We start from the raw sequence: 22498 nt of genomic DNA on the forward strand, positions 1-22498 counted from the left end.
TTACCTTTAAACCGCCAAATTTCAGGCAGCTGCGGCCCGCAGGCAAGTAGTTCAACGAAAGATACCGGGTATGAAAAAAGATACTAATGAGGAAAATGGCGCCTTTGCGGTAAATGCCGCATCCGCGCAATTGCTGGAAAATAACTGTTCCATGACACTGGCCATGCAGGTGATCGGTGGAAAATGGAAATTATTGCTGCTGAACGCCATCCGGAAAGAGTGCCCCATGCGGTTCGGGGAACTGCGCAAAAAGATGATCGATATCACCCATGCCACGCTCACCGCACAATTGCGCGAACTGGAGGCCGACGGGGTCATTGAAAGAAAAGTCTATGCCGTATCGCCCCCGAAAGTGGAATATAAACTGTCGGCGCTGGGCAAGCAGCTCATCCCCGTGATGCAGGCGCTGTGCGATTGGGGAGACGCTTACCGGCAGCGCGATAGCGGGTTAGCGGCGCGTGCAGAAGAGGGGACCGCCGAATAGACGCGCGCTCGTCCCGGCCGCACCTCCGCGGCGGCTTTGCCGGCAAAGGTGTATCGATCATTATTCTTCCGTTTTGGCGCTGGACAGGAAACTTACCAGGTCGCGGATTTCCTTTTTCGACAGCACGGTTTTCATATCGGGCATACTGGAAGGGGAATAGGTCTTTTTGACGATGTCCGCCGCCGCGATGAGTTGTTCCGGCCCTGACCCGACCTTCACTTTCAGCCCGGCCCTGCTTTCTCCCTGTAATACGCCGGCTATCTTTTTACCGTCTTTCAATTCCAGTACCACCATTCCGAAACCCGGTGCCAGTCGAGCGCTGGGGTTGATGAGGGCTTCCAGTAGCTGCTGGCGGCTGAGCCTCGCGCCCACGCCATTCAGCCGCGGACCGGCATTGCCGCCGCGATCGTCGTACGAATGGCATTTCATGCATTGGGCGTTCTCGTTGCGGAAGAAAATACGTTGCCCGCGATGGGGATCGCCGCCTTCAAGACTGCCGGCATATAGCGCTATCCCTTCGTCTGGCGCGCGTTTGGCGCTGATGGATTTGTAACGGTCGGCCAGGTCTTTGGCGCCGCTGCTGTCGATGGCTTCGCCCAGTTCCAGCAATACCCCGGGCGAAAGGGAACCTGCGGCCATCTGGTCGAGGAGTTTGCGGAGCGGCGCGGAGGAATATTCGGGCTGTAATTTGCCGAGGGCGAGGATGGCCGCCTGTTTTTCTTCCAGCGTTTTGGTGGCGATCACGTCTGCCAGCAGCGCTGACATGGTAGCCTGGGGGATTTTCATCCTGTCGAGCAGATCGAGGCCGGCCACGCGGACGTTCTTTTCCTTATCCGTCAATGCTGTGCGGAGCGCGGTTTCCAGCTCCGGCGCCTGTAAGGTAACCAATGCCTTCAAAGCGGCAATGCGGACTTCCGGTGAACCGTCGGTTTTGACGGCGGCCAGCAGCGCGGGAGCGGCCGCGGCGATTTTCAGTTTTTCCAACGCCAATGCTGCACTTGTTTTTACGCCATTGTCTTTATCTGTCAACAGTTGCATGAGCGATTGTGTGGAAGCGGCGACTACTTTTTGGTCGTCTCGCTTTTTCGGGCCTTTAGGCCAGCCGTCTACCCGGTCGAGGACAGACGGATTGGGCCATACGCCCAGTGCGGCCACGGCTTCGGCGCGCATGGCCGCGGGATTGGATGTGTTGGTTGCATAGGCGATAAGCGTTTGCAGGAGCGAGTCTATGCCGGTTTGCAGGCAGGCGTTGATGGCCCGGCGGATGAGGGGCTCGTTGCTGAATGTGGTACTGCCGAGCAGCGCGCCCAGCGCCGGCATGGCGGCCGGGATGCTGTTGTCGTCATTGATGGCGCGGGCCGCCTCCGTTACCACGAACTCGTCTGCATCCTGCAGGAACCGGGCGATTTCGGGGCTCTTCATCCTGCGCAGCGCCACCACCGCGGCGATGCGCAGCGCGCGGGAGGGATGAGCCGCCAAAGCCGCTACGGGCGCGGGATCGCCGATGCGCGCAAGGGCCAGGGCACCGGCGTGGCGGAGGTAGACGTCTTGTTCGTTATTCGCTTCCAGCATGGCGATGATACCGGGGATGGCGGGCGCGAATTTCATGCGCCCCAGGGCCTCGGCGGCAAAGAACCGCACGCGGCTGGAGGTGTCTTTGAGCAACGGAACGATAAATGGTGCAGCTGTTTTCCGTTTGATATCGCCCAACCATTTGGCTGCGAGCGCCCGGATCTCGGGATCACGTTCCCGGAGTGCATGTACGAGCGCCGCCGCATCGTCCGGGTTTTTCCGGCCCATCTGGCTGAGGCCCTGGATGGCATGCACACGGGCCAGTTGATGGGAGGTTTGTTGCAGCGCTGCTTCCAGGACTTTTTTCCCGGCCTTTCCACGACCCACCAGTTCGAATTGCGCTTTCAACCGCACGCGGTAATCCGCATGTTGTAAATACTTGCCCAATTCTTCGGGCTTCTTATCCGTGAAGCTGCTGGCCAGCAAGGCTTTCACTTCTTTCCTGGCGGCGTCTTCCGCGGCGCCTGCCCGGTCGAGTTTCCAGATACGGCCGTAGTTGTGGGTGTCCCATCCATCGATCCAGTCTGCCACATACAACGCTCCGTCTGGCCCGAAATCGAGGCCGGTGGCCAGTATGCCGCCTAACACTTTTTTCTGGTCTCCCAGTTCAAACCCCGCGCCCGAAGGCTTCAGCCTGAAACTGTGGATACCGGAGCCGGATGGGTTGCCCACGAATTCCGCGATGAAAAAGGTATGATTGTATTCCGGGCCGAGCGCCGTTCCCGGATTGTAGACCATACCAGCGGGGCCGCTCACGAAATTGGCGACCGGCGGAACGATGTACGCGGCCTGTCCGTCCCAGCGCGGGAGATACATTTTTTCCTCCATCCAGACTTTATAGGCATTGTTCTGCGGATCACGGTACTTGCCGTATTGCCAGTTGCTTCGCCAGCCGGCGTCTGCCCCGTTCACGACATACACCAGGCGTTCTTTTTCGCCGGGATGGTCGCCGTCATTGTCTTCACTGATGAGATTGCCGTATTCGTCGAACACGAATTCATGCGTATTCCGCAATCCGTGCGCGAAAATCTCGAAGTCGCTGCCATCAGGGTTCGAGCGGGCGATGACGCCACAGTTCGGGAATTCCCATTTCTTCCCGGTTTTATCCGTTCCGTTGAAACCGATATCGCCGATCTGCCAGTAAATCCTCCCGTCGGGCCCCATTTCCACGCCAGACATGCCGTGGCCGCTGAACCCGATGTGCACCGCGTATCCGTGTGATAATGACGTTTTTTCGTCAGCGATCCCATCTCCGTTTTTGTCGCGCATCTTCCAGAGGTCGGGCGCAACGGCAACGTAGAGGTCATTCCCGTCTGCCAGCACGCCGCCGGCCACGTCGGTCACTTCATCGTGGAAATCGTCGACAACGAGCTGCGACCGGTCGGCCCGCCCGTCGCCATCCGTATCGTCGAGCCGGTAAACGTGCTCGGTTTCGATGGCCAGGTCTCGCCAATCGTGCGAGCTGTCGCCGTTCAGGTCGGCAAGCCATTTGTTGCGGTGGCTGTTTTCAGGGGAGAGCTCCTCATGCAGGAATTTCCGGCGGTCTTCGACGGTAGCCAGGCTGATGGAAGGGATTTCCCATTCCCGGTGGCCGCGGATGTCGAACTCGGAATTCTTCTGCCGGTTGGTGGTGGTGTAATATATGCTGCCGTTGTCGTCGATATCGATGGCGATGGGAGACACCACCAGCGAATCGATCCCCCAGAGCTGCATCGTCAAACCTTCCGCCAATACCGGTTTTACTTCGGCTTCGATGGCGGCGGCGATTTTTGCCGTTTGGGCGGAATCCATTTTTTTGATCCGCAGATCGGTGACAGGTTGTCCGCAACCGGCCAGCAGTGCGGAAAAGACAAGAGCGCAGGCAGGCGCCTGGCGCATTACGGGTTGTTTCATGCTAGCTAACTTGACGTGGAAAATAATAGCCCGGTTTCCCGGATAGTGCCGTTAAAATAGTAAAAATGACAATTATTCACAACCGTTTTATCGTGAAAAAAAGAAGCCACCCGATTGGATGGCTTCCTGAGCATTTTATTCGGTAGTGGCGGGTAGTTCGGTATCTCCGTTCTTGTGTTTCCCGAGATAGGAGGGGAGGTCCATGCCGGCCATGTCGAACATGTCCTGCAAAGGCGGAACGGCTTTGTAGAGACCGCTGATGAACCCTGCGGTCGACGATTGCCCGTTTTGCCCGTTGGCGCCTTCCCAAACGGTGATTTTATCGATCTTGATGTTTTTGATGGCTTCGGTCTGCATTTTCACGAGTTCCGGCAGTTTATCGGCGATCAGCAGCAGCACGGCATCTTTGGAGTTGTTGCCGGCGGCCTGCACGATGCGGTCGAGACCTTCCGCCTGTTTGGTGAGGATTTCATACATCCCTTTCGCTTCGGCCTCCATTTTGGCGTAGATCGCGTCTGCCTCGCCTTTGGCTCTTTCGCGGATTTTCTCTGCTTCGGCCTGTGCTTCGATGATGGCTTTCTGTTTCTGGATTTCCGCGGTTACCACGATGTTGGCGTTTTGGGAAGCGCGCTCGCGGTCGGCACGGGCGTCTTCCGCTTTTCTTTCGGCCATGTACGCTTCTTCGAGGGCTTTTGCGGACTGGATCTTTTCCGCAGCCACGGCGCGTTTGGCGGCTTCGGCTTCTTTTTCGCGGCGTTCCGCTTCCGACTGCGCGATCATCACGCGGGCGGTGTTTTCACCTTCTACCGCGCGGGCGTTGGCTTCGGAGGCGCGGATACGCGTGTCTCTTTCCGCTTCGGCTTTACCGATGGATTCGTCGCGGTTGGCGGCGGCGATGAGCACGGCCTTGTCCTTATTGGCGGTCGCGATCTGGGAGTCGCGGTCGCGCTGGGTTTCGGCGATGCTGACGTCGCGGTTTTTCAGCGTTTGCTGGATGGTGATATCTTTTTCGCGGTCGGCTTCGGCTTTACCGGTTTCACCCAGTTTTTCCTGTTCGGCCACGCTTTTCTTGGCTTCGTTGATGGCTTTGGCGGCGGCTTCCTTGCCGAGCGCTTCGATGTAGCCGGATTCGTCTTTGATGTCGGTCACGTTCACGTTGATCAGCTTCATACCGATCTTCTTGATCTCGGCTTCCACGTTGCTGGCCACGTTGGCGAGGAATTTATCGCGGTTGTTGTTGATCTCTTCGATGTCCATGGTAGCAACCACGAGGCGGAGCTGACCGAAAATGATGTCTTTGGCAAGGTCGTGGATGGCGGCGCGCTGCAGGCCCAGGAGCCTTTCTGCGGCGTTGGTCATGGTACCGGGCTCGGTCGAAATGGCCACGGTAAAGCGGGACGGTACGTCTACGCGGATGTTCTGGCGGCTGAGGGCGTTGGTGAGGTTTACTTCGATGGAAATGGGCGTCAGTTCCATGAACGCATAATCCTGGATCACGGGCCAGATGAAGGCGGCGCCGCCGTGGATGCACCTGGCGCTGTGGGAACCGTCCGGGCCTTTGCCTACTTTACCGTATACGACGAGTATCTGGTCTGACGGGCATCGTTTGTAGCGTTTGAAAAGGGCATAAAAAAGGGTGAACACAAAAACGACCGCTACGAGTACGGCAATCAGCATGTAATCCATGTTACTATCGGGTTTGTTTGGTGACGATTAATACCTGGTTGTCGAGAATGGAACGGACGGTCACGAAAGTGCCGGTGCCGATGGGCTCAGCTTCGTCTGTCATGGCGTCGAGTTCCCGCCAGGCGCCCTGGACCTGGAGTGTTACTTTTCCAGTGCCGGTCCGGGCGGGAGGGATGGTAAGGTATACGGAAGCGGTGGCATGCAGGGCGTTGTGCATCCTGAGCGTACCATCGTAAGCGAGTTTGCCGGTGTAATAGAACATGGCGGCCATGATCAGCATCATGCACAGGCCCGCCACGGATGCGGAAATGATCGTTACCGCGGGCGACAGCCCATTATAGATGCACGCCAGGCCCACCCATCCGAAGATAGTGAAAAAGCCGAACATGTTGCGGATGGTGAAAAACTGGAAACCGATCCCGTCGTCGGCATCCAGCATGTCGCTCACATCACCGGTTGCGCCGTCATGATCCCCGCCGAGCAGGCTCAGTACGTTCTGCACAAGGAACATCAGCGAAAACAGGATGGCCACGGACCAAAAGATCTTGTCAAAAACGGGAAGCGGACCAAACCAGTCCATGATGGTGAGCATACTTGCCATGGCTTCGGGATAAATTGTTTCAGGGGAAGATAATCAAATTCCACAGATTCCGGAAGCGAAAGGCACAAATATTGCCTGGTGACAGGTAAACCCGGATCAGGAACCGCAACGGGACTTTCGGGACGCTGCTGACGGTGCTTGGGAAAAAAACCCTAATTTCCGGGCATGATCGAAGCAACGGACATCCGGATCGGCAACCTGCTGTGGTATTACGACTACCATATGGTCGAAACCGTGTTCCGCGTAGAAGGCATTCATGAAGGGTTTGTATACAATTCCGGCCTCCCGCGCAGCCGGCTCCCCCTCGAAAAAACAAACCCCGTTAAACTGGAAGTACAGTATCTCTTCCAGTTCGGTTTCCTCGCCGGCGACCCCGATTATGGTGAAGATCCGGATGTTTATACCTATAAGTACAACCGGACAGACAGTATCTACATTCGCGACGACGGCGACAAGTTCCAGCCCCTGGCGGCAAACGGAAAGGCATTTGTGCCGTACGGCCGGCCCCTCGTGCATCTGCACCAAATGCAGAATTTATTCTACGACCTCACGAGGGACGATGTATTTATGCAATGATTATTTCATCGCCTCCAATTGCTTCAACCTTTTTTCAAAGGCCATGCGTTTTGCATCCGGCAAATCTTCGTCCATCATCAAGCCGAATTCGATCTGACCGATCACGATGGAACGCTCCCGTTTGGGAAGCGGACGGATGACGCGGATCACCCATTCCGGCGCTGCCTCGAAAAGTGCCGCGATGGCATCGCCTGGATATTCGGCGGCGCTGCCGGTGTCTTCGGCGAATACCTGACACCAGTCCAGCAGCACAAGACTGTCGCGTGTGCGCAGCAGATATGCGTTCATTAGCTCCAATACCTGGCTGTAGGCGTAATCGTGCAGTTCTTCATGCCTTTTGCCTGATTCTTTATAATCTTTATCCTGCACGGGCGTAAATTTTTTACCGTTGGCAAGATAGGTGTCAAATTGCTGGTTGTGTTGCCGGGTGATGTCGTGATACGCATGCAATATATTACGGTAGACGAGGCGCTGTGAAGAGTCGGGCAGATCTTTTAAAATACGGACGCGGCTTTTGTGGATATATCCGGTGCCGTTCGGCAGCTGTTGTGCACCGGGATGGAACGATCTGAACTTCCACCAATCGCCCGTCATTTTTTCGCATTCAAACACTTCCGATGCCGTTACTTTGTAAAGCGCAGGGGCGGAGGAAGCAGGTTGGGCCCTCACATTTGTAAAACCGTCCGGATCTTCAATGATGGCCCGTTCGAATTGTTGGGCGGTTACGAACTTTACGCAAAAGAGCAGGAGAAAGGTAAGGGTGCGCATGGCAGCGGGATTTACAGCAAATATAACGATTGATTTTTATGCAGGAAAGCTGGCGCGGTTGATTATCTTTATCAGGACCATCAAAAAAACAGTGACATGAAATTCCGCAGTATGCTGCTGGCCTCCCTGACCCTGCTGGGATTGGGCGCCAATGCGCAGTCTTCGAAAAGGCCCAATATCATTTTCATTTTCTCTGACGATCATGCCTTCCAGGCCGTGAGCGCCTATGGCGGCAAGCTCGCCCACACGCCGAATATCGACCGCATCGCGCGGGAAGGGGCGATTTTCCAGAACGCCCTCGTCACCAATTCTATCTGCGGACCCAGCCGCGCTACGCTGCTGACCGGCAAATACAGCCACCGTAACGGGTATCCGCGGAACGAACAGCGGTTCGACGTCACCCAGGTCCTCTTCCCCCGGGTGCTGCAGCAACATCAATATCAAACCGCATGGATCGGGAAATGGCACCTCGGCAGTTTGCCCGAAGGGTTCGACTACTGGCGCATCCTGCCCGGACAAGGCCATTATTACAATCCCGATTTTATCGAAAAAGGAAAAGATACCGCCCGGTCGGAAGGGTATGTGACCAACCTGGTGACAGACTACTCCCTCGACTGGATCCAGCACCGCGACACCACAAAACCTTTCATGCTGGTAGTTGGCCATAAAGCGACGCACCGCGAATGGCTGCCCGATCTGCAAGACCTCGGCGCCTACGATCACATCAACTTCCCAACGCCCGCCAATTTCAACGATACGTACGAAGGCCGCGAAGCCGCCCGGAACCAGGATATGACCATCGCCAACACCATGCGCCTCGATTTCGACCTGAAAGTTCACGCCAACTACAAAGGCTGGATTTACAACCGTTTCACGCCGGAGCAATTGTCTGCTTTCAAAGGTTATTACGAAGGAAAAGTCACAAAAGAATTCGATGCATTGAAACCCGCCGGCAACGCCCTCGCCAACTGGAAATACCAACGCTACCTGAAAGATTACCTGGCCACGGCCAATTCGCTCGACCGCAATATCGGCCGCCTCCTCGATTACCTCGACCGCTCCGGACTCGCGGAAAATACGGTGGTGGTGTACGCGTCTGACCAGGGCTTCTATCTCGGAGAACACGGATGGTTCGACAAGCGTTTCATGTACGAAGAATCACTGCGGACGCCTTTTGTGGTGCGCTATCCTGGTAAGATCAAGCCCGGTACGCAGGTGAAGGAACTGATGTGCAACATCGACTGGGCGCCTACGATCCTCGATTGGGCGGGCGTTTCCACTCCCGAAGATATGCAGGGCGCATCTTTCATGCCGCTCGTAGCCAGGCATGGCGATAAATCGAAATGGCGGAAAGCCGCCTATTATCATTATTACGAATACCCGGAGCCGCACCGCGTTTCACCGCATTTCGGGCTGCGGACGGAAAGGTATACGCTCATCCGGTTCTACGGCCCGGCGGATAACTGGGAACTGTATGACCTGGCCAAAGATCCCGGACAGGTACACAACCTCATCGGCCGGAAAGGATTCGAAAAAATCACGGCAGACCTGAAGGCGGAATTGCGCCGGCAGATCGTTCAATACAAAGACGACGACGCCCTCCGGCTACTGGATAGAAGTTAAAACGAAAATCCCGGTCACGCGCGACCGGGATTTTTTTTGCGTCCATAAGTGATCCATCATCAAAACGAAGCCTGCAACTTCATTACCACATTCCTTCCCGGACTGCTGATGCCCGACGCGAATACGCGGTAATGTATGTCGAGGAGGTTTTCCAGTCCTGCCTGCACTTTCAGCCATGGCAGCACCGGGTAGCGCGCGGAAAGGTTCAGCGTCGTCCAGGAAGGCGTGCCATCGGGCGTTGCGTAGACGAGGTTGTCTTCGCCGTTGGGATTGTAATTTTTCACTTTCTTCCAGCCGTTGAAAAGCACGTAACCTTCCGTCTCCAGCTGCTTCCAGCCGAATTGAACGCCGGCTTTGCCGAATACGGGAGGGATGTGGTCCATGGGCATACGGTCGCCTTTCGCATCCGTGTACCTGCCATGCGTATACGTGACGTTGCCATATGCGCGGAGGCGGGGAAGCAGTTGCCATTGCGCCGCAGCCTGGAAGCCCGAAATCGTAGCCTTGGCCTTGTTCTGCGCTGCAACCACAGGTGTGAGTTGTCCGTTGTATACCATGCCGGGCTTGCCGTTGAAAAGGAATGCATCCAGCACGATGGCGTTGCGCAGCAGGCTGTAGAACCCGTTCACTTCTATGAACAGCCGTTTCCCGAATTGCCGCGCCGCACCGAGGTCGAAGTTTAACGTTTGCTCGGACCGCAGATCCGGGTTGGGGACCACCAGTTGGGCGCCGCCGGCAGATTCGAAGACTTTAGCGATGTCGTCGATATTGGGCGCGCGGTAGCCGGTAGATGCATCGAACGATAGTTTGGTTTGCGCGTCGGGAAGGTAAATCAGGCCGATATTGGCGCTCCACGTTACATGCCGCTGGTCCGCTTCTGTGAAGGGAAGATGGAGGATAGACGTGTCTGCGAAGGTGCAGCGCAACGTCGTGTAGTTGGTGCGGAGGCCATCGTTGAGGATCAGTTTTCCGGGAACGATCTTGTACAGGTGCTGTGCGTATGCGCCGAAATAATGCATGCGGTTTTGCCCGTCGGGGTACCGCGTGTCGAGCCCCGTTTGCTTTTCTCCCTGCCGGATGTTTTGCCGGAAGGCGGTGGATTGGAGGAAGTTCAGTTGTCCATCGCCGCCCACGTTGAGCTCATGTCTGCCTTTGCTTTTACGCAGATCGAGATGGAACGCGGCCACGTGGATGTTTTCGATGCGATGCTCGCGCAGCGGATTACGGTAGGCGCGCTGCATGCGGCTTTCTTCCACCGATTGATAGCTTGCCCCGGCCATCAGCTGGTCGAAGAAACCGTTCAGCCGGGAGGATTTGTATTGCCAGGCGGCCATGAGCCTGTCTTGCGGCCCGTAGTACCATTCTGCCCAGCGAAGCTTGCCGTTGCGGCGGTCCGTCAGCCGGTCGTACCGCGGGATATCGCTGCTGGTGGAATACTGGATGTTGATGAGATGTTCGTGCCCTTCTTTCGGCTGCCACCTGAATTTCTGCAACAGATCGTATTGCCGGTAACCGCTATTCCGCTGGATGCGCTCGTCTGAATTGGAAAGTACCGAATCCACCCCGTTTACGGCGCCGATGTATTGATTGCGCTTGCCCCAATCGCCGTCGTGCCGGTTGCGGCGGGCCCCCATGCGGAGGTCTCCCACATCGGAATAGGAAAACGATGTCAATGAAGCGAACTTCCGGCCGCCGGCGTTCACGTCCACATGCCCGGTGTATTCCTCATACGCGCTGCTGTAGCGGGCGGAAATGTTGGTAGAGAAACGGTGGAACTGCGGGTCTTTCGTCCGGAAATGGATAACGCCTCCCAACGCATCGGAACCATAAATGGTGGAGGCCGGGCCGTAAATGATCTCGACTTTTTCGGTGATATCGTCGTCGATGGTGATAACGTTCTGCAGGTGGCCCGTCCGGTAAATGGCGTTGTTCATCCGCACGCCGTCTACCACGAGGAGAATACGGCTGGCTTCAAAACCCCTGAGCACGGGGCTTCCGCCGCCCAGCTGGCTTTTCTGCACGAAAACTTTCCCGCTTTGTTCGAGTAGCCCGCCGGTGTTGTTGGACAGTGAAGCCCTGATTTCCGGGGTGTGCATCACTTCCACTTTCTGCGCCACGAACCGGCTTTTTTCTTCGAATTTATTCGCCGTCACGATGACTTCCGCCAGCGGATGCACGGAATCCCTGGCCGCGGGGCGGTCCTGCGCAGCAGTGCGAATTCCTGTAACGGAAAGAACGGAAGCGAGCAGCAGGGTGATATGAAAAGGAGGGTGTTTCATCGGGTTGTTGTATATCGGGATGTTGAAGTATATCCATGGTAACTAATCTTATCGTTCGAATACACTGTTAATGCAGTACCATGCGAAATCCATGCTACAGCTATGCGTAGCGCAAGCAGCGTCTACGGATCGCTACATCCGGCTGTTTGCTGAACTGTATTTATGACAGGAAAACGGGCACACCCTTCCGGGTATGCCCGCTATTCTATTTACCGTTGAATCACAAAGCGGGAGGTTTCCCTGCCGCCAGGCGTCTCGATGGTGAGGATGTACATGCCGTTCGGCAGCATGGCGGTATTCAGCTGGTGGTTGGTTTGCTGAAGGATGCCGAATTGCCGCAGTTTGCCGTCCATGTTATGCACCCAGAATTTCACCGGCAGTTTCGCGCTGGCCGGTAGCTGGATGTTTACGTATTGCTGGGCGGGATTCGGGTACACGCGCACCACGGAAACCTTTTCCGCACCGGTATACAGGGAATCTTCGACAACTGCCGGCGAAGGTGCATAAACGTTGATCTCCGCCGCGCTGGCCCATGCGCCGTTGTTGGCGGCCGATAAGGTTTTCAGCCGGACGAACCGCGCGTTGCGTGCCGTGAAATTGGCCGTACGCTCGGATTTGCCACCGGCTCCCCAGGTGCCGCTGGCTGCGGCGGTGCCCCAGTTTACGCCATCTGAACTGGTGTAGATTTCATACCCGGTGATCGTGCCGTTGGTGCCGGCATCCTGTCTCGGAAGGTACCCGATCCTGCCGATGGTGGCGCAGGCGCCGAGGTCGATATGCAACTCGTGCGGATGGGTGGGCGTGGAAGTAGACCAGGTGGTATGCCAGTAAGTACCGGTATTGCCGTCGATCGCGTGGATGGCATGGCCGTTATTCGCGCCTTCGCCGGTGAGCTCTTCGGAGGATACGAACTTCACGCTCCAGTTGCTCTTGGCAGGAACGGTGCCGCCGCCGCAGGCGGGGGCGGAGATGATATCGAACCGCCATTTCTGCGAGGCGAGGCCGGCATCCGCGCCGATCTGCACATTCGCATTATCCGCATTGGCGCCGCCCGCCACTTCCATGACTTTGGTAAGGTCGTTGGCCACTTGCAGCTGATAGAGCCCGCCGCCGACGTTGACGATCTTCCAGCGCTGGGAGTTGCCGGTATGCTCGGCGTACATCTGCACATTGGTGCCGTTCGCCGTTCCGTTGGCATATACGTCCAGCGATTTGCCGGAAACGTGCTGTGGCTTCAGGTTGTAATAGCCGCTGCCGACGTTGATGAGGCGCCAGCGCTGGTAGTTGGCGCTGTTGTCGGTCAGGATATTTACGTTGGTTTCATCCGCCGTTCCACCGCCCGTTACGTTGAGGTTGCGCGTGAGGCCATGGCTGGGCTTGAGTTCGTAGATGGCGCTGTCGATCAGCCCGTTGCCGCCCGTAATGGTGATGAAATTCGTTTTGGTAAGACTGTTGTTGCCCTGGTCGTCCGTCACCGTGAGCGAAACGTTGTACTGCCCGGGAGCGCTGTACACCACTTTCGGGTTGCGGGCGGTAGACGTTGCGGGCGAACCGCCGGGGAAGCTCCAGCTGTAAGCTGCGCTGGTTACCTGTTGCGCGGAATTGTTGTAATAGCGCGCGGTATCGCCGACGGTTTTGGTGGGCGCGTCTACGGCGATGAGGGCTTCCGGGGGCGAGGTTTCGTAAAGGTCGCTCGCCCACACGCTGCGGTTGGTGCCGTTGATGAGCTTGGCGTCTTTATAATCGATCGCCAGGCGGGTGCAGAACGTGAGCGCGGGAAGGCCCTGGTTGAAAAGGACCCAATCTGACATGGTGTTATTGCGGTAATAAACCGACCGTTTCGTGCCGATATACACGCCGCCATCGGTGCCCCGCTGGTGGAGGATTTCCGTCACCTGCTCGCCGTTCAGCAACGTGGTACTGAGGTTGGTCCAGGAAGCGCCGCCGTCGGTGGATTTATATACTTTCTGGCCGTCTACGGTAGAATTCACGCGCGCCACCCAAATGTGATCCGGGTTGGTAGCGCTGATGGTGATGTCGAACGCGACGCCGCTGCTGGAAAGCCCTGTGGGCGTTACGTCCGTCCAGCTGCTGCCGCCGTTCGTGCTTTTCATTACTTTCTTCGCCGTGCCCAGCGTAGCGGCGTACATGACGGAAGGATTGCGGTACCCCACGGCAATGCAGCCTATCTTCTCCCCGAAATCATACACCGAAGAATAGGTAGCGCCGTGATCGGTCGACTTCCACAGCGCATTGCCTTCTCCCAGCCAGATCGTGTTGTAATATTGCGCATCCCAGATAATGTCGCTGCTTTGGCCGATGGTATAGGAACGGTTGGGGAGTTTGCCATTGGGGAGATTGATGGGAGCGGTGCTCCTGCTGCCCGTCAGCTGTTTCCTGCCGTAATCGAACACTACGATGCGATCGTTGGCGTAGGAAACGGCGCCGAGGTAGTTGTCGCCCCCGCCGGTACTGATCCAGCCGTCGGTATAGGTGTTATTATCCTTCAGCAGCGTGCCATTGTGATACGTGCCGCCTACCATCACGTTGTTGCCTTCCCAGTTGCCGACGCCGAATCCCCAGAAATCCGTCCCCTTGATACCTTTCATGCGTATCTGGAAGTTGGCGCCGCCATCGTTGCTGTAGAAAATACCGCCGTCGCAGGCAACCCAGAGATCGCTGCCGTAAAAGCGGATGTCGTGAATGTCTGCATGCACGTAGTTCACTTTGTTGGAATGGCTCCATTTGGCCGGACAGGTCCAGTTCACACCGCCGTCGGTACTTACCCAGCGGTTCACGGCGCCGAGCTGGATGTTGTTGGCGTTGGCGGGGTCTACGTCGAGCGCGAGGTCGTAGTAATACTGACCGCCGTCATCGGAGCCGTCGTCTGCCCAGGCCATGAGGTTTTTATTGGTGGTAGCGTTCGGCACGCCGCCGGGGCCGGCGCCGCAGCAGGAGAAAGACCAGCTTTCCCCTGAATCGGTGCTTTTATAAACGCCGTACAGCCCGCTGCCGCCATTCGCCGCGCCCGTTGCGAGGGCGTATACGATGTTCGGGTTGGCCGCCGTAACGGAGATTTCCGTGCGTTTCTGTTCTTCGCCGGAAGCGGTGGGGTTGGGCCATCCCGTCGTCTTGATCGTCCAGGTGGCGCCGCCGTCGGTGCTTTTATAGAATTCGGTCTTTACGCCGGTCTGCCGGATGGCATACGCCGTGGTATTGCTGCCCGGTTTGAATTCCACTTCCTGGAAAACGCCGGTCATGACCCGCGTGAAATTGGCGCCTGCGTCGAGGGAGCGGTACAGCCCCTGGTTAGACGCTACGAAGAGGGTGTTGTTGAAACCCGGCCGCGATACGATGTCGTTGATGGTATGGTTCACGCTGTTGAACGTGGCATCGCCGGCCTGGGCAAAGCTCGTGCCGCCGTTGGTGCTTTTGTAGAGCCTGCTGGCGCCGCCGAAATATACGATGTCCGCATTCAGCGCGTCGATCTCCACGCTCAGGATGCTGCTCACGAGCATGTTGTCGGTGAGGGCCGTCCAGTTGAGGCCCTTGTCCGTCGACTTGAACAATCCCGCATTGGCAGTACCGGCATACAGCACGTTGGTGTTGCTGAGCGATTGCTCCACCGTGTACACATGTGCCGCACCGGAAGCGTAGCTCGTACCGGATGCGCCGTTGTCGAAATTGATCGGCCCCACGCAGGTCCAGTTGGCCACGCCGCTCAGGGCGCGCAGCTGTGCGGCTTCGCCCGAACGCTGCAGGTAAGTACGGCCGAGCTGGCGGTCTTTCTCGTTCGGGCCTTTGTCGGGCGGGGAGGAATACGGGTTGCGGCTCACTTCGCGCAGCCAGCGTTTATAATACTGCGTGTATTCGTTCTTGACGAACGGATGCGTTTCATAATACTTCTCGAAGGCTTCCGTCACTTTATCCGGATCGGGATTTTCGCCATACATGAGCCGCACCCAGTCGGGCAGCTTCGGATTGGCGGCGTTCACCTTCATTTCCATGGATTGCGCGGAGGCAGATCGCCATACTGCGGAACAGAGAAACGTGGTGGCCAGGATGAGGGCCTGTAATAAAAAGGACAGGGTTCGGCGCGTTCGCATGGAACGGCGCAGGGCTTTGTAGACCATGAGGGTTCGTATTAATTGGTTGATGAATGCTTATCGTTATCTACAAACTCGGCCAGGGTTCATGTTCAAGTTGGATGCGCTATCTGACGTGACTTGCTCTAAGGGTTACAATGCATACAGTTCGGTTGACATGATGCCTCACCGGTAAAGTACTTCCCGTTACTGCAACGGGAGGTTGTATCAAATTAGGTTTTACATTTATATTACAAAGTGGGCGGAATTCACAAACTTGTTTGTCAGTCTTTGGTTCGGGGTATACCCTGTGCAGGGTATCCCGACTCGGAATAGGCGCGTCGGTAGGCGAGCGGACTGTACGACGTGAGGGCGCGGAATTGCCGGTTGAAGTTGGAAAGCGTCTGGAACCCGCTTTCATAGGCGATCTGGGCAACATCCATTTCTTTTTCCAGGAGGAGCTTACAGGCGTAGCCGATGCGGATCTCGCTGAGGAAATCGGAGAAGGTTTTGTTGGCGTGGGTGCGGAAATAGCGGCTGAAGGATGTGGGCGTCATGTTCGCCAGCGCAGCCGCGGCGTCCAGGCTGATCTTTTCCCTGAAATGCTGCATGACGTAGGCGTGTACGCTGTTCATGCGCTCGGTGTCTTCGGCCTTGAGCGCGTTCGTATAGCCGGCGCCGGCCAACAGGCGGTAATTGTCGGAGTGGGACAGGAGGTTGAGCAGCTGGAGGAGCGCCAGCACCCGGTCGAAATCGCGCAGCTGCGGCAGTTCCTGCATCCGGCGCGACGCTTCCTGCTGGGTGGCTCCGGTAAACTGGATGCCCCTGGTAGATCGCGTCAGCAGTTGCCGGATGCGGAGCGATTCGTTTTTGGACAGGAGCGCCGCGCCAAGGAGGTCTTCATGAAAATAAATCACCACGCCCTCCGTCTGCCGGCCCCGGTCTCCCTCGAAATACTCGGGGTCGCTGCGCCAGAGGTGCGGCAGGTCGGGCCCCGTAAAAACCAGGTCTCCCGGGGCAAATGGTTCCACATGATCGCCGATGAACCGCGTACCGGTGCCTTCCAGCACCACGAACAACTGGTACTCGGCATGGAAATGCCAGTTATGATCGAAATGCGGCGCATGCAAGTGCTGCACGGCAAATGCACTGTCCGGCGAAATGCGGGCTTTCTGAACGGCTTTCATGTTAACTGTCTTTTGTCCTGATAAATGTAATAAATAGAAATTAATGACAAAATACAGTCTGAATCCGACATAATCGAGGAATGGCGTCTTTTTTTTAAGTTGCAATTTGGGTCGTAATTACGACAGCCAATGAAACTTCGATTCCACGTCTTCAGCCTGATACTGACCGCCCTGTTCCTGACGGCCTGCTCGAAAGCGCCGCAAGGGCCTTTGCAGGTGCTATTTCTCGGTCATCCGTCCACCCATCACCATTCGGAACGGTACATGCCCGTCCTGGCCTCCGCATTGGCTACGGAAGGCATTCAGTTCACCTATGCGGATAATCCGGATGTCCTGAACGAAGAAACCCTCCGGAATTTCGATGTATTGATGTTATATGCCAACCACGATTCCATCACCCCGGCCCAGGAGGCCGCGCTGCTCGGCTTCGTTCGCGGCGGCAAGGGTTTCGTTCCCGTTCACTGCGCCAGCTATTGCTTCCGCAATTCGGAAGAATTCGTGAAAATGGTAGGCGGGCAATTCAAATCCCACGACACGGCCACGTTCAACGTCACCACACTCGATACCACGCACCCCGTCATGAAAGGCCTGCAACCCTTCACGACGTGGGACGAAACCTACGTCCACGATCATCTTTCCGACGACAGGACGGTGCTGCAGGAGCGCCCCGAAAACGGCCGGAACGAGCCATGGACCTGGGTGAAGGAATACGGAAGCGGCCGCGTGTTCTACACGGCTTACGGGCACGATGAGCGCACCTGGTCGGCCCCCGGGTTCCTGCAATTACTGAAAAACGGCATCCTGTGGGCCGCCGGAGACAATGCCCGCGAAAACTGGGAAGCTTACCGCGCCACGATGCCCACGTTGCAGTACCGGGACGAAGCCAATATTCCCAACTACGAAAAGCGCGATCCGGCACCGCGGTTCCAGCTGCCGCTGAGCCCGGATTCCTCCGCGAAACTCATACAGGTGCCGCCGGGATTCGAACTGCAACTGTTCGCTTCCGAACCCGATATCATCAATCCCATCGCCATGGCATGGGATGAAAAAGGAAGGCTTTGGGTAATCGAAACAGTGGATTATCCCAACACCGTCCGCGACTCGGAAGGCAAAGGCGACGACCGGATCAAGATATGCGAAGATACGGACGGCGACGGCCGGGCGGATAAGTTCACCGTTTTCGCCGATAAACTCAACATCCCCACCAGCCTCGTTTTCGCAAATGGAGGCATTATCGTTTCCCAGGCCCCGCATTTCCTATTTCTGCAGGATACCGATGGGGACGATAAAGCCGATGTCAGAAAGATATTGATCAGTGGATGGGGCACTTTCGATACGCACGCCGGCCCCTCGAACCTGCAATACGGTATGGATAACCATATCTGGGGAACGGTGGGCTATTCCGGCTTCAAAGGCAATGCCGGCGGGCAGTACCGCGAATTTTCGCAAGGGGTATACCGCTTTGAACCCAATATGTCTTCTTTCGAATTCGTAACACCGACGAGCAACAATACCTGGGGTTTCGGTTTTAACGCGGCCAACGATATTTTCGCATCCACCGCCAATAATACCCATAGCGTTTTCGTCGGTATTCCGAACGCGGCGCTCAACGGCGTGGAAGGCGCCAACATCGCCGGAAGCATGAAAATCGACGGGCACTATGCCATGCATCCCGTTACGGCGCATGTGCGGCAGGTAGACGTTTTCGGCGGATTCACCGCCGCTTCGGGACATTCGTTTTACACCGCTTCGCAATATCCGGCGGCGTATCAGTCCGTAGCGTTCGTTTGCGAGCCGACGGGGCACCTCGTGCACGTGGCGCGCATCGAAAAAGACGGTGCCGGCTTCAAGGAAAAAGACGGCTGGAACCTGTTCGCCGCCGCGGATGAATGGGTGAGCCCGGTGGAAGCGAAAACCGGTCCCGACGGCGTCGTGTGGGTGCTGGACTGGTATAACTTCATCGTGCAGCACAACCCCACGCCCACGGCGGAACGCGGCGGATATGCGGCCGTTAACGGAAAGGGGAATGCGTACGAAAACCCCCTGCGCGACAAAAGCCACGGCCGCATCTGGCGCGTGGTACATAAAAATGTCCAACCATCAACCAAAATACAACTCGGGAACACCGCATCGAACCTCGATGCCCTTGGCCATGACAACCTCTTCTGGCGAATGACCGCCCAACGGCTCATCGTGGAAAAGAAAGACCCGGCCGCTTTACCGAAACTTGCAGCACTGGCCGCGGGAAAAGCCCCCGCGGCACTGCACGCCCTCTGGGCCATCGACGGGCTTAACGCCGCAGGGCAACACCGCGCAACGGTTGAAAAAGCCCTGCGGCACGAAGATGCGTCGGTGCGCAAAGCAGCTATCCAGATCATGGCCCGCCATCGGTGGACCGACAAGCAGGTACTGGCTTCCGGCGCGCTGCACGACAGGGATGCGAACACCCGGCTGGCCGCATTCGTGGCGCTGGCGGGGATTCCGGCCTCGGATACATTGGGGCGAGCGTTGTACGGCATCAGCAAGGAGCCCGCGGTCCGCGGAGACGAGTGGCTGGCCAAGGGATTGTATGCCGCAGCGGCGCACCACCGCAAAGGGTTTATCGCCGCGTTTATGGCGGAGCACCCCGGGTTCGGTGAAAAAACGGCGGAAACGGTGAGCCGCTCCGTCGCCGATATCGACGACACGAAATGGAAAACCATGCGGCTTCCGCAATACATCGAAAATGCCGGCCTCTCAATCGACGGCGTCGTCTGGTTCCGCACGGTGGTGGACGTTCCGGCGGCTGCTGCAGGGAATGCCGCGACGCTTTCCCTCGGGCCTATCGACGATTCCGATGAAACTTTCGTGAACGGGAAACCCGTCGGCAAAACGGAAAAGAAATGGGCCGAACCACGGAAGTACAGGATCCCCGCCGGCGTGCTCAAACCAGGGCGCAACGTCATTACCGTAAAAATGACCGATACCGGCGGTGGTGGCGGCATCTACGGCAAACCAGATGGTATGTACCTCGAAGCGGGCGGGAAGAAAATGCCGCTGGCGGGCGAGTGGAAGTATGATGTAGAGAAAGTGTTCAACGGCGAAGGCATCAAACTGTTCGCCGACCGCGGCCTGGCCGAAACGTTCGTGTCCACCTACCGCAACCGGCAGGATGCGCCCGTAGCCGGTGCGCCCGCCGGAAAGGCAGACCAGACGGTGACGCTGAAAGTGATCCAGAACGAGATGAAATACGATCAGGCGTCGTTTACGGTGAAAGCCGGAACGGTGGTGGACGTAGTGCTGGAGAACCCGGATTTTATGCAGCATAATCTCGTGATCGTTACCCCGGGATCGTTGCAGACGGTGGGCCAGGCGGCCAACAAACTGGCGGCAGATCCGCATGGCGCGGAAATGAATTATGTGCCCGAGATGCCGGAAGTACTGTTTTCCACGCGGCTCGTCAACCCGCAGGAAACGGTAGTGCTCCGCTTCAAGGTGCCCGGCGAACCGGGCGATTATCCGTTCGTATGCACATTCCCCGGCCATTGGTCGATCATGAACGGTATCATGAAAGTAGTACGTTAATCCACATTTTGATATTCCACGTTTACAGGTTCCCGGAAGGGCGGGAGCGGCAATGAGACCGCTCCTGCATCCGCCGGGCGCACCCGGACAAAACAGATGATCATGCAAAACATTACACTGGGCGCAAGCACCTGGCTCTGGACGTCTCCGTTCAACACCCGATCCATACCGCTTTTGTTCAAGATTCGTGACATGGGTTTCGGAGCGGTGGAAATTCCGGTGGAATACCCGGAACAGATAGATGCGCAGGCCGTGCGCCGCGCACTGGAAGAAACCGGCCTTGCAGCCATTGTTTGCGGTGCCTTTGGCCCGTCGAGAGACCTCACGCATGCAGATGCCTCCGTTCGCGCAGCCAGCATCGCCTATATGCGGCAATGCCTGGAACTTTGCATGGAATGGGACGCACCGGTTTTTGCCGGCCCGATGTATTCCGCCGTTGGGAAAGCCCGCCAGTTGCCGGAAGCGCAGCGAAAAGCGGAGTGGGGCCTTGCGGTGAAAGGCCTGCGGGAGGTGTGCAATATCGCGGGGCAGGAAGGTGTCCGCCTCGCCATCGAACCGCTGAACCGTTTCGAGTCCGACCTCGTAAACACCGCCGCAGACGCGCGCCGTATGGTGGAAGAACTGCAACATCCGTCGGCGGGCGTGGGATTGGATAGCTTTCATATGTCGATCGAAGAAGCAGACCCGGGCGAAGCCGTTCGTACGGCGGGAACCTGGCTCACGCACGTCCAGGTATCGGAAAACCACCGCGGCATTCCCGGAACGGGACAAACGCCCTGGCATTCGCTCCGCGATGCGTTGCAGGAGATCGGTTACCACGGCGTGGTTTCCATCGAAAGCTTTACGCCCGATGTGCAGGAACTGGCCGGTGCCGTTTGTATCTGGAAACAACGCGCGCCCGACCAGGATACCTTCGCCGGGGAAGGCATCCGCTTTTTACAACAACTTTTCAAACACTGAGCCATGTATAACCGACCTATCAACGTAGCCATCGCCGGACTGGGGTTCGGCGCCGAGTTCATTCCCATCTATCTGAAACATCCGGACGCGAAACTGGCGGCCATATGCCAGCGCACCCGCGCCAAGCTGGACGAGATCGGTGACGCCTTTCATATCGAAAACCGGTATACCGATTTCGACGAAATGCTGCTCGACCCGAATCTCGACGCGGTCCACATCAATACGCCCATCCCCGACCATGGCCAGCAGTCCATCAAAGCCCTCCGCGCCGGCAAGCACGTTGCCTGCACGGTGCCGATGGCCACCTCGGTGGAAGAGTGCGAAGAGATCGTGGCGCTGAGCCGTGAAAAGAACCTGACTTATATGATGATGGAAACCGTCGTGTATGCGCGGGAGTTCCTATTCATGAAGGCGTTATACGATAAGGGCGAACTGGGGAAAGTACAGTTCCTGAAAGCCAGCCACCAGCAGGATATGGACGGATGGCCGGGCTACTGGCCGGGCCTGCCGCCGATGTATTATGCCACCCATTGCGTAGGGCCGGTGTTGGGATTGATGCGCAGCGAAGCGGAATATGTGTCCTGCTTCGGCTCCGGTACCATCCGGGAGGAGATGCATGGTTTTTACGGATCGCCGTATGCGGTGGAGACGACCCATATCAAATTCCGGGACAGCGATGTCGGCGCGCATATTTACCGTTCGCTGTTCGATGTGGCGCGCCAGTACCGCGAGAGCTTCGAAGTATACGGGTCGAAAAAGTCGGTGGAATGGCCGCTGATCGAAGGGGAGCCCCTGGTAGTGCATACCGCCAAACGCCCCGAGCCGGAAATCCCGGAGGAAACGGAGTGCCCTGATTTCGCCCACCTGCTGCCCGCGGAGATACAAGCATTTACACGACAAGGCGTTTATGATGCGGACGATCACCAGCACCTGTCGTTTATACAGGGTGGTGGCCACGGCGGTTCGCATCCGCACCTGGTGCACGCGTTCCTGCATGCCCTCAAAACCGGGGCGCAGCCTTATCCCAACGCGGTGCAATCGGCCAATATCACTTGTGTGGGCATCCTGGCGCATGAGTCCGCCAAACAGGGCGGTGCACTGATCCAACTACCTGCATTTACCTTATCAAAATAGTTCATTAACGTTGAATTGGTAAAGGGACCGGTCGGGCGAAAGCTCGCCGGTTTTCTTTTGTAGCAGCCTGTCAGATTTCAAGGTGA

Annotated in this window: 13 protein-coding genes; 6 read left to right on the plus strand and 7 right to left on the minus strand. The window is 57.1% G+C overall.

Annotated features, from left to right (window positions below):
• Positions 1 to 70: 70 nt before the first annotated feature.
• Positions 71 to 484, plus strand: a complete 414-nt coding sequence (locus tag EJ361_RS00615; protein ID WP_126243407.1) for a winged helix-turn-helix transcriptional regulator — start codon at positions 71 to 73, stop codon at positions 482 to 484.
• Positions 485 to 544: 60 nt separating this feature from the next.
• Here the strand turns inward: EJ361_RS00615 and EJ361_RS00620 are convergent, their stop codons facing one another.
• From EJ361_RS00620 to EJ361_RS00630, 3 genes are all read right to left on the minus strand, one after another.
• A complete protein-coding gene (locus tag EJ361_RS00620) occupies positions 545 to 3949 on the minus strand; it encodes a PVC-type heme-binding CxxCH protein (RefSeq protein WP_126243408.1) in 3405 nt (1134 codons plus the stop codon).
• Between the two features lie 135 nt (positions 3950 to 4084).
• Positions 4085 to 5635 carry a flotillin family protein gene (locus tag EJ361_RS00625; protein WP_126243409.1) on the minus strand — a complete coding sequence of 517 codons (1551 nt, stop codon included), beginning with the start codon at positions 5633 to 5635 and terminating at the stop codon, positions 4085 to 4087.
• Positions 5636 to 5639: 4 nt separating this feature from the next.
• A complete protein-coding gene (locus tag EJ361_RS00630; protein ID WP_126243410.1) occupies positions 5640 to 6236 on the minus strand; it encodes a hypothetical protein in 597 nt (198 codons plus the stop codon).
• 165 nt (positions 6237 to 6401) lie between these two features.
• Between EJ361_RS00630 and EJ361_RS00635 the strand changes: the two genes are divergently transcribed.
• Positions 6402 to 6812 (plus strand): hypothetical protein, encoded by a 411-nt coding sequence (locus tag EJ361_RS00635; protein ID WP_126243411.1) that lies wholly within the window; start codon positions 6402 to 6404, stop codon positions 6810 to 6812.
• Here the strand turns inward: EJ361_RS00635 and EJ361_RS00640 are convergent, their stop codons facing one another.
• Positions 6813 to 7580, minus strand: coding sequence for an SH3 domain-containing protein (locus EJ361_RS00640; RefSeq protein WP_126243412.1), 768 nt, complete (start codon positions 7578 to 7580; stop codon positions 6813 to 6815).
• A gap of 96 nt (positions 7581 to 7676) precedes the next feature.
• Between EJ361_RS00640 and EJ361_RS00645 the strand changes: the two genes are divergently transcribed.
• Positions 7677 to 9203 carry a sulfatase family protein gene (locus EJ361_RS00645; protein WP_126243413.1) on the plus strand — a complete coding sequence of 509 codons (1527 nt, stop codon included), beginning with the start codon at positions 7677 to 7679 and terminating at the stop codon, positions 9201 to 9203.
• 59 nt (positions 9204 to 9262) lie between these two features.
• On the opposite strand, the gene EJ361_RS00650 is transcribed toward EJ361_RS00645, so the two are convergent.
• The 3 genes from EJ361_RS00650 to EJ361_RS00660 form a co-directional block, all read right to left on the minus strand.
• Entirely contained in the window at positions 9263 to 11482 is a 2220-nt protein-coding gene (locus EJ361_RS00650; RefSeq protein ID WP_126243414.1) for a TonB-dependent receptor plug domain-containing protein, read from the minus strand.
• Between the two features lie 209 nt (positions 11483 to 11691).
• The gene (locus EJ361_RS00655; protein WP_126243415.1) at positions 11692 to 15615 is read right to left on the minus strand and encodes a discoidin domain-containing protein; all 3924 of its coding nucleotides are present in this window, start codon (positions 15613 to 15615) and stop codon (positions 11692 to 11694) included.
• A gap of 236 nt (positions 15616 to 15851) precedes the next feature.
• Entirely contained in the window at positions 15852 to 16754 is a 903-nt protein-coding gene (locus EJ361_RS00660; RefSeq protein ID WP_126243416.1) for an AraC family transcriptional regulator, read from the minus strand.
• 129 nt (positions 16755 to 16883) lie between these two features.
• Here EJ361_RS00660 and EJ361_RS00665 point away from each other — a divergent pair, with 129 nt between their 5' ends.
• From EJ361_RS00665 to EJ361_RS00675, 3 genes are all read left to right on the plus strand, one after another.
• Positions 16884 to 20318, plus strand: a complete 3435-nt coding sequence (locus EJ361_RS00665) for a PVC-type heme-binding CxxCH protein (RefSeq protein ID WP_126243417.1) — start codon at positions 16884 to 16886, stop codon at positions 20316 to 20318.
• Between the two features lie 102 nt (positions 20319 to 20420).
• Complete coding sequence (locus EJ361_RS00670) at positions 20421 to 21278, plus strand: sugar phosphate isomerase/epimerase family protein (RefSeq protein WP_205686899.1); 858 nt, start codon at positions 20421 to 20423, stop codon at positions 21276 to 21278.
• Between the two features lie 3 nt (positions 21279 to 21281).
• Positions 21282 to 22412, plus strand: a complete 1131-nt coding sequence (locus tag EJ361_RS00675; RefSeq protein WP_126243418.1) for a Gfo/Idh/MocA family protein — start codon at positions 21282 to 21284, stop codon at positions 22410 to 22412.
• Positions 22413 to 22498: the final 86 nt, after the last annotated feature.

The organism is Chitinophaga rhizosphaerae (assembly GCF_003958645.1).
Taxonomy (GTDB): domain Bacteria; phylum Bacteroidota; class Bacteroidia; order Chitinophagales; family Chitinophagaceae; genus Chitinophaga; species Chitinophaga rhizosphaerae.

Bases quoted from the DNA above. Each gene is read 5' to 3' on its own strand.
- EJ361_RS00660 (WP_126243416.1), bottom strand. From the start codon at position 16,754: ATGAAAGCCGTTCAGAAAGCCCGCATTTCGCCGGACAGTGCATTTGCC.
- EJ361_RS00665 (WP_126243417.1), top strand. From the start codon at position 16,884: ATGAAACTTCGATTCCACGTCTTCAGCCTGATACTGACCGCCCTGTTC.
- EJ361_RS00640 (WP_126243412.1), bottom strand. From the start codon at position 7,580: ATGCGCACCCTTACCTTTCTCCTGCTCTTTTGCGTAAAGTTCGTAACC.
- EJ361_RS00645 (WP_126243413.1), top strand. From the start codon at position 7,677: ATGAAATTCCGCAGTATGCTGCTGGCCTCCCTGACCCTGCTGGGATTG.
- EJ361_RS00670 (WP_205686899.1), top strand. From the start codon at position 20,421: ATGCAAAACATTACACTGGGCGCAAGCACCTGGCTCTGGACGTCTCCG.
- EJ361_RS00650 (WP_126243414.1), bottom strand. From the start codon at position 11,482: ATGAAACACCCTCCTTTTCATATCACCCTGCTGCTCGCTTCCGTTCTT.
- EJ361_RS00615 (WP_126243407.1), top strand. From the start codon at position 71: ATGAAAAAAGATACTAATGAGGAAAATGGCGCCTTTGCGGTAAATGCC.
- EJ361_RS00620 (WP_126243408.1), bottom strand. From the start codon at position 3,949: ATGAAACAACCCGTAATGCGCCAGGCGCCTGCCTGCGCTCTTGTCTTT.
- EJ361_RS00675 (WP_126243418.1), top strand. From the start codon at position 21,282: ATGTATAACCGACCTATCAACGTAGCCATCGCCGGACTGGGGTTCGGC.
- EJ361_RS00630 (WP_126243410.1), bottom strand. From the start codon at position 6,236: ATGGCAAGTATGCTCACCATCATGGACTGGTTTGGTCCGCTTCCCGTT.
- EJ361_RS00655 (WP_126243415.1), bottom strand. From the start codon at position 15,615: ATGGTCTACAAAGCCCTGCGCCGTTCCATGCGAACGCGCCGAACCCTG.
- EJ361_RS00635 (WP_126243411.1), top strand. From the start codon at position 6,402: ATGATCGAAGCAACGGACATCCGGATCGGCAACCTGCTGTGGTATTAC.
- EJ361_RS00625 (WP_126243409.1), bottom strand. From the start codon at position 5,635: ATGGATTACATGCTGATTGCCGTACTCGTAGCGGTCGTTTTTGTGTTC.